This window comes from Asticcacaulis benevestitus DSM 16100 = ATCC BAA-896 (assembly GCF_000376105.1).
GTDB classification, from domain to species: Bacteria; Pseudomonadota; Alphaproteobacteria; order Caulobacterales; family Caulobacteraceae; genus Asticcacaulis; species Asticcacaulis benevestitus.
Window position 1 is genome coordinate 68,596 of record NZ_AQWM01000004.1, and the last position, 14,851, is coordinate 83,446.

Below are 14,851 nucleotides of genomic sequence, written 5' to 3' on the forward strand. Positions count from 1 at the left end.
CCTGCAAACGTGGGGACCCTGATGTTGCAACGACGCGAAGTTTTATTAAGTCTGGCCTCGATGGCGCTGGCAGGCAGCGTAAAGGCCGAAACGGTAAAAAGCGGACGACCGCCGGTCGTTGAGCGCAAGTTCGTCAGTCCGGCCATCGAGCAGGTGATCAGCCAGACGAAGAAGAAGCTCAAGGACAAACAACTCGCCACTTTGTTCGAGACCTGCTTCCCCAACACGCTCGATACCACCGTCACCACCTCCGTCATCATGACGGAGTCCGGGGCAAAGCCGGACACCTTCATCATCACCGGCGATATCGACGCCATGTGGCTGCGGGATTCCTCGGCGCAGGTCTGGCCCTACCTGACCTACGCCGCCAAGGACAAGGCGCTGACCACCCTGTTTCACGGCCTGATCGGCCGGCAGGCGCGCTGCATCCTGCTCGACCCCTACGCCAACGCCTATATGCGTGACCCGACCGCCAAAACAAATATCGAATGGTCGCAATCAGACGACACCGACATGAAGCCGGGTGTGGCCGAACGTAAATGGGAGATCGACAGCCTGTGCTATCCGATCCGCCTCGCCCACGGCTACTGGAAGGCGACCAGCGACACCACGCCGTTTGATGATGCGTGGCGTCAGGCCATGCGCACCGTCGTCGCCACTTTCAAAACTCAGCAACGCAAAACCGATCAGGGCCCCTACCGTTTCCTGCGTGAAGCGACCTCATCCAGCGAAATGATGCCGCTCAATGGCTACGGCGCCCCGACGAAAAAAGTCGGCCTGATCCATTCCGGCTTTCGTCCTTCCGATGACGCCTGCGTCCTGCCCTTCCTGATTCCCTCCAACCTGTTCGCCGCCCGATCGCTGCGCCACCTGGCGGAGATGGGCGCAAGCGTCGGGTTCGACGCGGCCTTCCGCAGCGAGTGCAGCAACCTGGCCGACGAGATCGGCATGGCGGCGGCGCAATACGGCAAGCACCGTATGCCGGACGGCACCGTGGTCTGGGCCTATGAGGCCGACGGTTTCGGCAACACGCTGTTCATGGACGACGCCAATACGCCGGGGCTGCTCGGCCTGCCTTATCTCGGTGTCTGCGAGATGGATGATACCCTCTATCAGGCGACCCGCGCCGCCATCTGGAGCGACGCCAACCCCTATTTCTTCAAGGGCACCGCCGGCGAAGGCATCGGCGGGCCGCATATCGGCATGGACATGATCTGGCCTATGTCGCTGATCATGCGCGCCCTGACCAGCGCCGATGAGGTCGAGATCACGCAAAGCCTGACCACGCTGAAAGCCACCACCGCCGGCACCGGCTTCATCCATGAAAGCTTCCACAAGGACGATCCGGCGAAGTTCACCCGCGCCTGGTTCGCCTGGGCCAACACCCTGTTCGGCGAACTGGTGCTCGACATCGTCAAACGCAAACCGAAACTGGTGGTCTGATGCTCTCACGCCGCACCCTTCTCGCCTCGGTGGCCGCCACCGGTCTTGGCAGCGTCTTGGCCAGCGCCCTGCCGCGTGCGTCACGCGCCCAAACGGCCGGCATGACCGCTTTCGTCGATCCGATGATCGGCACCGGCGGCCACGGCCACGTCTATCCCGGGGCCAGCCTGCCGTTTGGCATGATCCAGCTTTCGCCCGATACCGATAATGCCCGCTGGGACGCCTGTTCGGGCTATTATTACGACGACAAGACCCTGCTGGGCTTTTCGCATACCCACCTCTCCGGCACCGGCGCCAGCGACATGCTCGATCTTCTGGTGGTACCGGTGACAGGCGAGGTACGGATCAAGCCGGGCACCCTGGCCGATCCGGAAGGCAGCTACCGCACGCGCATGAGCCACGCGCAGGAGACGGCGCGACCCGGCTATTACAGCATCGTCCTGCCTGAAAACGGCATCCGCGCCGAACTGACCGCCAGCACCCGCGCCGGCCTGCACCGTTACACGTTTCCGGATTCTGGTCCGGAAGGCAAGGGCGCCCATCTGCTTATCGACTGGGCGCACGGGTTTCGCAATGATGACCGTTCGGCCACGCGCCTGCTCTCGTCCAGCCTGCGCCTTATGGACGACAACACCCTGGTCGGTTCACGGCAGGTCCGGCAGTGGGCGCAAGGCCGCGTCATCCATTTCGCGCTGCGCATGTCGCAACCGGCCGAGTCGATGACCTTCTACAAGGACGATACCGAGATCACCGGCGCCACCGCCTATAATGGCAAGTCGCTAAAGGTGGCCCTGCATTTCAAGGATCTGAAGGGGCCTCTGCTGGTCAAGGCGGCGCTGTCGGCGGTCGATATCGACGGCGCCCTGCGCAATCTGGAAGACGATGGCGCCGGTTTCGATTTCGACGCCGTGGCGGCGGCGGCCGATACGGCCTGGGACACCCACCTGAAGGCCATCCGCATCGAGACCGACAGGGCCGAGGATCGTGCCATCTTCTACACCGCGCTCTACCATGCGCAGATGGCCCCGACGCTCTTCTGCGATGCCGACGGGCGCTATCGCGGCATGGACAAGCAGGTTCACACCCTGTCGGAAGGCCAGCTCAACTACAGCACCTATTCCTTATGGGACACCTACCGCGCCCTGCATCCACTGATGACGATCATCGACCCTGAGCGGGCAGGCGCCTTTGCGCAAAACCTGATCGAACAGGGCGAACAAAGCCCGTCCGGCCCGGTGATCTGGCCGTTGCAGGGCATCGAGACCTTCTGCATGACCGGCTGGCATTCGGCGCCGGTCATCGCCGAGGCGCTCAACAAGGGCCTGCCCGGCATCGACGCCAGGCGCGCCTGGGCCGTCTATCGCAAGCTGGCCTTCGAGCGCGATACCCAAGGTCTCAACAGCTATCGCGGCAAGGGCTATATCGCCTGCGATCAGGAAGATCAGTCGGTCTCGAAAACACTGGAATACGCCTATGACGACTGGGCCATGGCCCATATGGCACAGGCCGCCGGCGCCACGGTCGACGCCATCTTGATGCGTGAGCGCTCGCGCAACTATCGCCATGTGTTCGACGCGACGACGCAATTCTGCCGCCCGCGCCTCAACAACGGCCAGTGGGCCCTGCCCTTCGATCCGCGCAGCATGGGCTATAATTCCAAGCTCTGGTGGGACTATACCGAGAGCAATGCCTGGCAGGCCACCTTCCTCAATCAGCATGATCTCTACGGCTATATCGCGCTGTTTGGCGGCGATGCGGCTTTCGAGGCCAAGCTGGACGCCCTGTTCAATGCGCCTTCCGATCTGCCGTCCGATGCCCCGCCCGACATGACCGGCATGATCGGGCAATATGTCCACGGCAACGAGCCGAGCCACCACATCGCCTATCTCTACGCCTATGCCGGCGCGCACCACAAAACCCAGGCGCGTGTACGCCAGATCCTGCGCACGCAGTATCGCGCGGCGCCGGACGGCATGGCGGGCAATGAGGATTGCGGCCAGATGAGCGCCTGGTATATCCTGAGTTCGCTCGGCTTCTATCCGGTCGATCCGGTCAGCGGTGTCTATGTGTTCGGATCGCCGCTGTTCCCGAAGGCCGAGATCACCGTCACCGGCGGGCAGGTCCTGACGATCAGGACTGAGCAAGGCGGCGACGATCGGCCCTATATCGAAAGCGTCACCTGGCGCGGACATCCCTATACGCGCTCATGGATCACGCATGCCGATCTGATGATCGGCGGCGAACTGGTGTTCACAATGTCGGACACGCCGAACCTCGATTTTGGGCGCGCGGAGGCGGATCGACCACCCTCGTTTCAGGTGATCTGATCGCGAAAGCGCCGGCTGCCGGTCAGTTCACGGCCATCGCTCAGGGTGATGCGCAGATCACCGGCCGTCGTGCTGGTGAAACTGCGCATATGGCCGCGGTTGAGCAGGCGCGAACGATGGATGCGCGCAAAGCCATAGGCGCCGAGGCGTTTCTCATACTCGGTCAGGGTGCCGCGCAGCAGTAAAGGCTTGGGCGTGGTCGTCAGGTGCAGTTCGATATAGTTGCCCGCCGCCTCGGCATAGAGAATTTCAGACGGCGTCAGATACAGCGTGCGGCCATCGGACCGGACCTCGATACGCTCCGGCAGGGCAGACGGGACAGCTTGGCCAAGGCGCTCATAGACCCAGATGAATCCGCAGACGACAAGAAAGGTCAGGGCGTCCTTGCGGCCTTCGTAGATCAGTTCGAGCGCCAGATGGCCTTGCGCGAAATTGTAATGCTGATGCGCCAGACCGTAACCGAGGAGGCGCAAACCGACCATAATGGCGATGTGCGCCAGCGAAAATCCGATGGAGGCCAGGATCTGTACCGCCAGAAAGCGTGGCACACCAAGCCTTTGCCAGTGAAAGCGCTGATAGCTGCAATAGATGCCAGGCACCAGAACCAGGATGGCGAGGTAGCTGGAACATTCCCACAGGACGGGCTCCCATAGCGCGGTTTGCGGGTCTTCGATGGCGTGGGAGGAAATATTGACAACGATCACCACCAGCAGAAAGCTGGCCAGCGCGGCGAACAGCTTCCAGGGGACGACTGGAAAAGCGATTCCGTTCGTCCCTGCGAGGCCGCCGCCTATCCCAGATCGCTCTCCGCTCATCACCGTCTGCCCCATCCCGACCGCCGTCCGTGTCTCGGCGATTTGCCCCAGACTAGACCGATGTCATGAGAATTTCCATCGCCATAATGGAGTTTCTCATGACCACCGCCACCCGCCGCTACGATCTCGACTGGCTGCGCATCATCGCCTTCGGACTGCTGATTTTTTACCACATCGGTATGTTTTACGTGACCTGGGACTGGCACGTCAAAAGCGATCACGCCAGTTCGCTGATCGAACCGCTGATGCGTCTGGTCAATCCGTGGCGCCTCGATCTTCTCTTCTTCATCTCCGGCGTCGCCACGGTGTTTCTAGCCGGCAAGATGAGCGCGCTGCAACTGGCCGGTTCGCGCTTTACCCGCCTGTTCTGGCCGCTTCTCTTTGGCATGCTGGTGATCGTACCGCCGCAAAGCTATTACGAGATCGTCTCCGATATCCATTTCTCAGGCGGCTATCTCGATTTTTACGGCAAGTACCTGACCGCCTATAAGGGCTGGTGCGATCACAACGGCTGCCTGACCGTGCCGACCTGGAATCACCTGTGGTATGTCGCCTATCTGCTGGCCTACAGCCTGATCTTCGCGGCCCTGTGGCCTGCGCTAAAACGCCTGCCGTTACAGTGGGCCACGCGCCTGCCGGCGCCGGTCTATTTCGCCATCCCGATCGCGCTCTACTGGTTCGCGCAATGTATCCTGCAGCCGCTCTTCGAGGACACCCATGCCTTTGTCGGTGACTGGACCGTCCATGCCCATGCCTTCGGCTTCTTCCTGATGGGCGCGACCGTGGCCAGGTTCGACCGCCTGTTCGATATCGCCCGCGCCTCGCGCTGGTTCAGTTTGATCATTGGCCTGATCGCCTATGCCGGCGTGAGCTGGCTACGCGTGGCCTATTACGGCGGCTATCTGCCCCTGCCCAAAGAGGCCGCCTGGATCATCGGCACCTTCGCCGAATCCTGTCAGGCGGTGTTCATGATCATGGCCCTGCTCGGCTTTGCCCGCAAGCATCTCAGCCATGTCGATACCCCCCTGCGCCGCACCCTGACCGAGGCCATTTTCCCTTTCTACATCGTCCACCAGACGATCATCGTGGTAGCGGCCTATAATCTCAACCGTCTGCATTTGCCGGTGGTGCTGGAGGCCACGCTGCTGGTCGCCATCACGGTCACCGGCTGCTGGCTGAGCTATGTCATCGTCCGCCGCCTTCCGCTGTTGCGGCCGTTCTTCGGGTTGAAAGTCAACGCTAAAGCGTAAAGCCTTACCCGCGCGGGGATGGCGCGCCCTTGCCTTGTGACGATTGGAGAATCCGTCTACACGTTACGGGTTAGTGCGTTTTGAAAGTGTCGACTTGACCGCATCCCCGCACCCTCTTGTTCTCAAGGGCCGTCAAGCCTTTCAGGCCGGCGATGTTTCCGGCGCGCTGAGTCTGTGCGGCATGCGGTTGAACGAGGCGCCAACCGATGGACACGCGCTGGAACTCAAGGCCGTCATCCAGACCTCGCGTGGTGATGTGCGCGGCGCCGAGGTCACCCTGCGGCTGGCGATCGACCATGATCCGGCCTCTGACTGGGCGCTCAATGACCTGACACAACTGCTGCACAACAATGGTCAGGCCCTGGCCGCCGAGATCGCGGCGCGCGAGGCGCTGATCCAGCGCCCGGAAGACCCGCAGGCCCATCTGCAACTGGCCGTCATTTTGGGTGAAAAGGACGATCTGCCGGCGGCCGAATTCCATAGCCGGCGCGCGCTCGATCTGGCCGGGCCGCATCCGCAGATCCTCGTCACGCTCGGCCTCTGCCTCTACCGTCAGGGCCGTATCGACGACGCCTTGAGCGCGCTTCTGGAGGCGCACCGGCTGCAACCGGACCAGGCCCAGGTCCTGGCGCATATCTCGCGCGCCTATGAGGCCAGGCGCGACATGGCTGACGCCTATATCTGGCTGGAACGCGCCGAAGCGCAAGGCCGCAAGACCGGTGAGAGCTTCACCCTTCAGCGCGCGCTTTACCTACGCCATGCCGATCAGCCAAAACAGGCGCTGGACCTGATCGAGTCCACGCCAGATACCCTGGCACCGCCCGCCATGCTGGAACGCTCCGTGCTGCTCGATAAACTCGGCCGCCACGACGAGGCGATGCAGGGCTTCGTCACCGCCAAGGCGCGGCTGGCGCAGGATATGGGCGTGCGTTACGAGGCCGTCCGGGTGGCGCATGAGTTCGCGGCGCTGACCGACTTTTTCACCGCCGAACGGATGCAAAACCTGCCGAAGGCGACGGTGCGGCAAGGCCCGCAGCCGATCTTCATCTTAGGCTTTCCGCGTTCAGGCAGCACCATGATCGAGCAGATGCTGGATGCCCATCCCCATGTCAGCGCCGGCGGCGAACTGCCGTTCGTGGCGGAATGGCAAAAGCTGATCGCTGACCTGTTACCGGGCGCGAAGCCCTACCCCGAACGGCTGGCGCAGATGCAGGCCGCTGACCTACACCACGTCGCCGGCGTATTGCGCGACTATTATCTCGACCGCGCCGAAAGCTATGGCTTGCTGGGCGAAGGCAAGACCTTCTTCACCGACAGGATGCCGCTCAATGACGTCCACCTGCCGCTGATCCGGCTGGCGTTTCCGCAATCGACCGTCATACGCATGGTGCGACACCCGCTCGACGTCGCCCTGTCGATGCTGTCGCACAACCTAACGCATGGCTATCATTGCGGCTACAAGATCGAGACGATCATCGCCCATAGGGTGGCCATGCAGGCGCTCAACACGCACTATGACGCGGTGCTGGGCTATCCGGCGCTGATCCTGCGTTATGAGGATTTCGTCGCCGAGCAAAAGGGCCATACCCTGCGCGTGCTCGGTCACATTGGCCTGGGATTTCATGAAGCGACCCTGCGCTTCCACACCCATCGCCGCCACGCGCCGACGCCGACCTTTACGCAGGTGTCCAGACCTCTGAATGACCGCTCGATCGGACGCTGGAAAGCGTATGAGCGGTTCTTCGTGCCTTTTATGGATGAGATCGGGCCGGTCATCGAAGCGCTGGGTTATCGTCTTTAGGGGAACGATTTTCCGCGCGATACCATTAAGATACCTGTCCCATTTTTGGTATTAAAAACGTATTGCGGCTATGTGGCCTGCACATCATGATAATACCGAAAATTCATGGGTTATTGCGGCATATTGTGGGATAATTTTTGAAATCAGGCTTGCTTTGCTAAAAATTTGCGCCAATTAATAGATTTACGCACAGACCGATTGCTATTCAACCGCATCCAAGCCATACCACTTAGGTTAATTGGTATTATAAGGGGAGCCGACCATGTCCGCTAACGCGACAACGCCTGTTACAAAGACGCCCTGGGGCGCCGTGCTGCTGTTCTGCGGCCTGTTTGCCATCTTTGGCTTCGTGACCTGGCTCAATGGGCCGCTCATCACCTTTTCCAAACTGGCCTTTAGCTTAAGCGACGTCGAAGCCTTTCTGGTGCCGTCGGTCTTTTACCTGTCCTATTTCTTCCTGGCCCTGCCCTCGGCCTTTATCCTGCGCAAGACCGGCATGAAGACCGGCATGGCGCTCGGCCTGCTCGCCATGGCGATCGGCGCCGCCGCTTTCGGGCAGTTTGCCTCCATGCGCCTGTTCCCGCCGACGCTGGTATCCCTGTTCATCATAGGGGCTGGCCTTTCGCTGTTGCAGACGGCGTCCAACCCCTACATCTCGGTTTTGGGGCCGATTGAATCGGGCGCACAACGCATCGCGCTCCTTGGCATCTTCAACAAGCTGGCAGGCGCCGCGGCACCGCTGGTCATCGGCACGCTGATTCTCACGGGTATCGGCGAGTTGCAGACCCAGGTCGATTCGGCCCCCACAGCGGCCGCACGCGAAGTGATTCTCAACGCCTTTGCCGCCCGCATCCATCTGCCTTACCTGCTGATGGGCGCTTTCCTGGCCGTTATCGCCTTCTTGGTTTACAAATCCCCCCTGCCCAATGTCAGCGATGACGCCAATCCGGGCTCCGGCAAGAGCTTCACCGCCGCCATCCCGCAGATGTTCTTTGGCTTCCTCGCCATCTTCTTCTATGTCGGCGTCGAGGTCATGGCGGGCGACGCTGTTGGCACCTACGGCAATGGCTTCAATCTGCCGCTCGACCAGACCAAGTTCTTCACCAGCTTCACCATGGTGACCATGCTGATCGGTTACATCTGCGGTCTGATCGCCATTCCGCGCTTCACCAGCCAGGAAAAGTACCTGACCTTCTCGGCGGTGCTCGGTGTTCTGTTCAGCATCGGCGCCTTCATGACCAACGGCTATACCTCCGTGGCCTTCGTCTGGGCTCTGGGTTTTGCCAACGCCATGATGTGGCCTGCCATCTTCCCGCTCGGTATCCGTGGCCTCGGCAAACTGACCGAATTCGGCGCCGCCTTCCTCGTCATGGGCATCATCGGCGGCGCGGTCATCCCGCAACTGTTCGCGCACTTCAAGGATCAATACGGCTTCCAGCTCGTGTTCCTCTGCCTCACCGTGCCCTGCTACATCTACATCCTGTTCTTTGGACTGATCGCCGGGGCAAAAGGCAAGGCCACCGCCGCTGCCGCAGCACCGACAGATGTCTGACACGCTGTCCCTTCACCAAAACCTGACGCCTTCAAAGCCAACCGTGTTATGTTGCACCTGATGAACCAACCTGATCCCCGCCTTACGCTCTTCGCCGGTGTTGACGGCGGCGGCACCAAATGCCGCATCCGTCTGCGCAATGCCGAGGGCGTCCTGCTGGGCGAAGCCGAAGGCGGCTCCGGCAATATCCGCCTTGGTCTCGAACTGGTGTGGGGCAATATCACCGCCGCGCTCGATCAGATTCTGGCGCAAAACGGTCTCGACCTGTCAGCCTATGACCATATGAGCCTGGGCCTCGGTCTCGCCGGCATCTCCTGCCTCGATGACGCCGTAACCACTATAAAGGCCGGGCCGACATTCGCCCGCTGCGATGCGGCGTCCGATGCCCATACCGCGTGCCTGGGCGCCTTTTCCGGTCGCGATGGTGCCATCCTGATCTCCGGCACCGGCAGCGCCGGCTATGCCTGGGTCGGGCAAAAGGCCCATCAGGTCGGCGGCTGGGGCTTCGAGGTCTGCGACAACGGTTCGGCCGCCGATCTGGGTCGCTCAGCCATCCGCGCTGCGCTGGAAGGGTTCGACGGCCTCGGTCCCCACACCGACTTCACCCGCGCCCTGATCGCGCATTTCGGCGGTCATCCTGCCGATATCGTGCATTGGGTGACGCACGCCAAGCCGCGCGATTACGGCACGCTGGCACCGATCATCATACCGTTTGCCGACAAGGCCGACACCGTGGCCGTGGCCCTGGTAAAGCGCTCGGCCGACGATCTGGCGCGTTATATCGAACACCTGCATGTTCTGGGCGCCACGAAAATCTGCCTCGTCGGCGGCATGGCCCCTGTCTTCACGCCGTGGCTCAGGCCCTCCGCCAGCGCCCTGCTGGCCGAGCCCGAGCACGATGCGCTCGAAGGCGCCATCCTGATGGCGCATGGCGTCAGCAATGGTATGACCACGGAAAAGGTGCCATCCTGATGGCCGACACCCACCCGCAAAAGCCGCATCCTCAGGCCGGCCATGTGCTGCTCGAAGTCGTGGTCGACACGTCGGCGGGCCTGCGCGCGGCGGCCGATAATGGCGCCGACCGCATCGAACTGTGTGCGGCGCTGGGCGAAGGCGGGCTGACCCCATCGGTCGGGCTGATGCGACTGGCGGCGGAAACAGGCTGCCCGACGCGGGCGATGATCCGGCCGCGCGCCGGCGATTTCACCTACACGGCGGACGAACTGCACATCATGCACCATGATATTGTCGCGGCGGCGGCGTGCGGACTCGAAGGCGTGGTGCTGGGCGCCAACCAGACCTCCGGCGCGCTCGACGAAGCCGCTTTGAAGAGTCTGGTCATGCACGCCAAGGCACATGGCCTGGCTGTCGCCCTGCATCGCAGTTTCGACCTTGCACCCGATGCGCTGGAAGCGCTCGATATCGCTCTTTCGCTCGGTATCACCACCCTCCTGACCTCCGGCGGCGGCCAGACAGCGGCGCAAGGTGTCAACGGCCTGACCGCGCTGGTCAAGCGCGCCGCCGGCCGTATTGAAATCTTGGCTGGTAAGGGCATCACGGCTGAGAATATCGCGGCCATTCTGGTGTCAGGCGTCACCTCCGTCCACGCCTCGTGCAGCGCGCCGATCCCGCCGCACGACAACCGCGCCTTCGCGCTTGGCTATGTCAATGCCGGCATGCGCGACACCTCGGCCCAGTCGGTGGCGCAGTTGAAGGCCATACTGACGGGTGCGGGAGGCGTATCATGAGCCTGCAGCACAAGCCCTCATCGCTGACGAAAGATAGCTCCATGTCGTTTGCTGAAACCATCGGCCGCCTGGCCAAGGACGATCCTGCACCTCTGTACCTGCAATTGCAGCGGCATTTGCGTGACGCCATCCAGAGCCGGCATCTGCATCAGGACGACGCCATCCCGCCCGAACGCGATCTGGCCGAGGATTTCGAGGTGTCGCGCATCACCGTGCGCAAGGCGATCGACGGTCTCGTCTCCGAAGGCCTGCTGACGCGCCGTCGCGGCGCCGGCACCTTTGTGGCCAGCCGCGTTGAAAAGAGTTTCTCCAAGCTGTCGTCCTTCTCGGAAGACATGATCTCGCGCGGCCGCAAACCCCATTCGGAGTGGGTGTCGAAATCAGCCGGCGCCGTCACACCGGAAGAATCGCTGTCGCTCGGCCTGTCGCCCGGCGCGCTGGTCTATCGTTTCCATCGCGTCCGTTTCGCCGACTCGACCACCATGGCGCTCGAATATTCGACCATCCCCGGCTATTGTCTGGCCTCGCCCGAAGCCGTCACCAGTTCGCTGTATGATGCGCTGGAAAAGACCGGGCACCGGCCCGTGCGGGCGCTGCAACGCCTGCGCGCCGTGGCCTTCAATGCCGAACAGGCCGAGCGCCTGGGCGTCAAACCCGGCGATCCCGGCCTCTTCATCGAACGTCGCGGCTTCCTCCAGGATGGCCGCGCCGCCGAATTCACCCAGTCCTATTACCGCGGCGACGCCTACGATGTCGTCGCCGAGCTGAATGACATCAGCTAAATTTACCGGCCAAGGCCAAAAGTACCAAGGCCAAATTACCAAGGAATAACTATGCCCTCCCCTACCCTCACCCAGCCGGCGGTTCTAGACGCCGAATCGACCCTGATGTTTGCCGAGGCCTCCGAAGGCGGCGCGGCGGTCGAACGCTTCCTCACCCGCAACAAGGACGCCCTGGCCCGTCTGTCGGTGCGCCTGAAGGCCAACCCACCGCGTTCGGTCACCACCGTGGCGCGCGGCTCCTCCGATCACGCCGCCACCTTCGGCAAGTACCTGATCGAGACCCTGACGGGCGTGCCGACCTCGACGGCGGCCATGTCGGTCTCCTCCATCTATGCCGCGCCAGTCGTGGCGAAGGATTCGCTGTGCATCGCCATCTCTCAGTCGGGCCGTTCGCCTGACCTGCTGGCAACGGTCGAGGCCCACCGCAAGGCGGGCGCCTATGTCGTGGCCCTGGTCAATGACGAAACCTCGCCACTGGCAGCCCTGGCCGATGAACTGCTGCCCCTCTGCGCCGGTCCGGAAAAGTCGGTCGCGGCCACCAAGTCCTACATCGTGTCGCTGGCCGGTCTGGCCGCCATCGCCGCCGGCTGGTCAGGCGATGAAGCCCTGCAGGACGGCTTACGCGGCCTGCCTGAGCAACTGAAAGCCGCCTTTGCGCTCGCCTGGACGCCGGCCCTGCCGGTCCTGACCGATGCGCGTAACCTCTTCGTCATCGGTCGCGGCTACGGCTTCGCGGTGGCGCAGGAAGGCGCGCTCAAGCTGAAGGAGACCTGCGCCCTGCACGCCGAGGCCTTCTCCTCCGCCGAAGTCAAGCACGGCCCGATGGCCATCATTAATGACGGCTTCCCGATCCTCGCCTTCGCCACCTCCGACACCGCCGGCGACGGCGTGCGCGAAGCGGCGCAGGAATTCGCCGCCCGTGGCGCCAAGGTGCTGCTGGCCAATCCGGCCGGCGCCATCGCCACCACCCAGCACCTGCCCGCCCTGCTCAGCCATCCGGCGCTTGAGCCGATCCTGCAGATCCAGAGCTTCTACCGTCTGGCCAACAGCCTGTCGGTGGCGCGCGGCCTCGATCCGGACAGCCCTCCCCACCTGAACAAGGTCACGAAAACGGTATGATCACCTCCTTTACCAACGCGCAGATCGCTACGCCCGACGGTCAGGTCACGACCGGCACCCTGACCTGCGAAGGCGAAACCATCACGGCCATCGGCGGATCAGCCCCGGTCGGCGCGCGCGTCATCGATGTGCAGGGCGGCTATCTGCTGCCCGGCTTCATCGACACCCAGGTCAATGGCGGCGGCGGCGTCCTCTTCAACGATGAAACCACCGCCGAGGGCATCGCCGCCATCGGCAAGGCCCACCGCGCCTATGGCACCACCGCCTTTATGCCCACCCTGATCAGCGACGAGCTGAGCGTGATCGATGCCGCCATGCGCGCCACCGAAGACGCCATCGCCAAGGGCGTTCCGGGCGTGCTCGGCATCCATATCGAGGGGCCGTTCATCTCAACCCAGCGCAAGGGCATCCATAATGCCGCGCTTTTCCGCACGCTCGACGCAGAGTCAAAAGCCCTGCTGAAGAGCCTCAAGCGTGGCAAGACTCTGGTGACCCTGGCGCCGGAAAACTGCACGCCGGAAGATATCGCCGAACTGGCGCAGGCGGGCGTCATCCTCGCCGCCGGCCACACCAACGCGACCTACGACACCACCGTGGCGGCGCTGAAAGCCGGCGTCACCGGTTTCACCCACCTGTTCAACGCCATGTCGCCCTTCACGCACCGCGCGCCGGGCGTGGTGGGGGCCGCGCTGGAAGACCAGACAAGCTATTCCGGCCTGATCGCCGATGGCCACCATGTCGACTGGGCCGCGCTGCGCATTGCCCTGCGCACGCGTCCGATCGACCGCTTCATGCTGGTGACCGACGCCATGCCGACCGTAGGGTCTCCCACCAAGACGTTTGTGCTCAACGGCATGACCATCGTGGTGCGCGACGGCGTCTGCATGGGGCCGGACGGCACCCTGGCCGGTTCCGATCTCGATATGGCGACGGCTGTGCGCAATGCGGTCGAGCATGTCGGGGTCAGCCTCGGCGACGCGGCGATCATGGCCGCCACCGCTCCGGCAAACTTCCTGGGCCTCGGCGCCTCACGCGGTTCGCTGGCTGTGGGTCAGCGCGCCGATATCGTGTGGCTGGACAAGGGCTTGCAGGTCAAGGGCACCTTTATTGGTGCAAAGCTCGATGAGGACGTGGCAGTTTCGGCTTAACTCTTATCACCAAACGTATCGGTAATTTCGATTACACCGACAATAGCCTGATTGAAACCGTCGAGATCCTCGGCCGGAATCCAGTATTCCTGATGGTCGCGGCCCCCGGCGGTTTCAATTCTGTAAGCACTCAGAAAATCTGTCCGCACTTCGAATTGCGTGACATAGCCAACGCCGCTTTCCGGTACATTCCAGTCACGCGCAATCTTGATCGCATAGGCTTGCGTCGTAACCGGATAGAAGATTGGTTGTTCTGGCAGGCGTGGTGGAAGAGCTTTCATCCCAGTCGCTTCCATCAGCGCCAGCTCTTTCGGCCCGACAGGCCGCCAAAGGGTCGTGGTAAGCATAATTCTGTCCGCAGAAGTGCTGTTTGATAGGCCTAAGCAATAATATCCGGGCGGATCTTGTCTTCGATCTTGGCGATCCGGTCGCGCAGATAGAGCTTCTTGCGCTTGAGGCGGGCCAGCAGGATCTGATCCGGCAGGCGCGCCTGTTGCAGGGCGTTGATCGAATCGTCGAGATCCTTGTGCTCCTGCTTCAGCAACGCGCATTCGTTGCGCAGGATGACGACCTTGCCGTCGATCGGCAATTCGCGGACGCGCGGTTCGAGATCATCCACCTGTGCCGGCGCCTCATCAGGCACAAGGCCGATATAGCTATGATCGCCTTCGAGGCGTTCGGCGATGCGGCGCTCGATATCCTTGTCGCTGTTCCCTTTGCCATCCTGGCCATCCGACTTGACGAGATGCAGATTATCGTTTCCGCGCAGGGTCCGGATGTTGCTGTCGTCATGCATGAGATGCCGACTCCTCTGTGGCTTAAGGGGTTGAAGCTAAAGGACAAAAAGGCGCCACGGAGGCCGCCCT

13 protein-coding genes are annotated in these 14,851 nt (G+C 62.4%); 10 read left to right on the forward strand and 3 right to left on the reverse strand.

The window, feature by feature from the left end:
• The first annotated feature begins 21 nt into the window (after positions 1–21).
• Complete coding sequence (locus tag B060_RS0107570; protein ID WP_026172680.1) at positions 22–1,443, forward strand: glycoside hydrolase family 125 protein; 1,422 nt, start codon at positions 22–24, stop codon at positions 1,441–1,443.
• The gene (locus tag B060_RS0107575; RefSeq protein ID WP_018081169.1) at positions 1,443–3,770 is read left to right on the forward strand and encodes a GH92 family glycosyl hydrolase; all 2,328 of its coding nucleotides are present in this window, start codon (positions 1,443–1,445) and stop codon (positions 3,768–3,770) included. Before B060_RS0107570 ends, B060_RS0107575 begins: the two co-directional genes overlap by 1 nt.
• Here the strand turns inward: B060_RS0107575 and B060_RS0107580 are convergent.
• Positions 3,758–4,585 carry a LytR/AlgR family response regulator transcription factor gene (locus B060_RS0107580; protein ID WP_023447238.1) on the reverse strand — a complete coding sequence of 276 codons (828 nt, stop codon included), beginning with the start codon at positions 4,583–4,585 and terminating at the stop codon, positions 3,758–3,760. The genes B060_RS0107575 and B060_RS0107580 overlap by 13 nt on opposite strands.
• A 98-nt stretch (positions 4,586–4,683) precedes the next feature.
• On the opposite strand from B060_RS0107580, the gene B060_RS0107585 reads away from it, so the two are divergent.
• The 8 genes from B060_RS0107585 (at position 4,684) to nagA (ending at position 13,985) form a co-directional block, all read left to right on the forward strand.
• Positions 4,684–5,835 (forward strand): acyltransferase family protein, encoded by a 1,152-nt coding sequence (locus B060_RS0107585; protein WP_155847510.1) that lies wholly within the window; start codon positions 4,684–4,686, stop codon positions 5,833–5,835.
• 94 nt (positions 5,836–5,929) lie between these two features.
• Positions 5,930–7,636, forward strand: coding sequence for a tetratricopeptide repeat-containing sulfotransferase family protein (locus B060_RS0107590; RefSeq protein WP_018081172.1), 1,707 nt, complete (start codon positions 5,930–5,932; stop codon positions 7,634–7,636).
• A gap of 262 nt (positions 7,637–7,898) precedes the next feature.
• Positions 7,899–9,188 carry a sugar MFS transporter gene (locus B060_RS24030; protein ID WP_018081173.1) on the forward strand — a complete coding sequence of 430 codons (1,290 nt, stop codon included), beginning with the start codon at positions 7,899–7,901 and terminating at the stop codon, positions 9,186–9,188.
• Positions 9,189–9,248: 60 nt separating this feature from the next.
• On the forward strand, positions 9,249–10,160 hold the full coding sequence (locus B060_RS0107600) for a glucosamine kinase nucleotide-binding domain-containing protein (RefSeq protein ID WP_035422779.1): 912 nt from the start codon (positions 9,249–9,251) through the stop codon (positions 10,158–10,160).
• The gene (locus B060_RS0107605; protein ID WP_018081175.1) at positions 10,160–10,936 is read left to right on the forward strand and encodes a copper homeostasis protein CutC; all 777 of its coding nucleotides are present in this window, start codon (positions 10,160–10,162) and stop codon (positions 10,934–10,936) included. Before B060_RS0107600 ends, B060_RS0107605 begins: the two co-directional genes overlap by 1 nt.
• Before the next feature lie 41 nt (positions 10,937–10,977).
• Positions 10,978–11,718, forward strand: coding sequence for a GntR family transcriptional regulator (locus B060_RS0107610; protein ID WP_026172682.1), 741 nt, complete (start codon positions 10,978–10,980; stop codon positions 11,716–11,718).
• A 51-nt stretch (positions 11,719–11,769) separates the two neighbouring features.
• Entirely contained in the window at positions 11,770–12,837 is a 1,068-nt protein-coding gene (locus B060_RS0107615; RefSeq protein ID WP_018081177.1) for an SIS domain-containing protein, read from the forward strand.
• On the forward strand, positions 12,834–13,985 hold the full coding sequence (gene nagA / locus B060_RS0107620; protein ID WP_018081178.1) for an N-acetylglucosamine-6-phosphate deacetylase: 1,152 nt from the start codon (positions 12,834–12,836) through the stop codon (positions 13,983–13,985). The genes B060_RS0107615 and nagA overlap by 4 nt, the downstream gene beginning before the upstream one ends.
• On the opposite strand, the gene B060_RS0107625 is transcribed toward nagA, so the two are convergent.
• On the reverse strand, positions 13,982–14,332 hold the full coding sequence (locus B060_RS0107625) for a hypothetical protein (RefSeq protein WP_018081179.1): 351 nt from the start codon (positions 14,330–14,332) through the stop codon (positions 13,982–13,984). The genes nagA and B060_RS0107625 overlap by 4 nt on opposite strands.
• 32 nt (positions 14,333–14,364) lie before the next feature.
• Positions 14,365–14,781, reverse strand: coding sequence for a YdcH family protein (locus tag B060_RS26455; protein WP_018081180.1), 417 nt, complete (start codon positions 14,779–14,781; stop codon positions 14,365–14,367).
• Between the last annotated feature and the right edge of the window lie 70 nt (positions 14,782–14,851).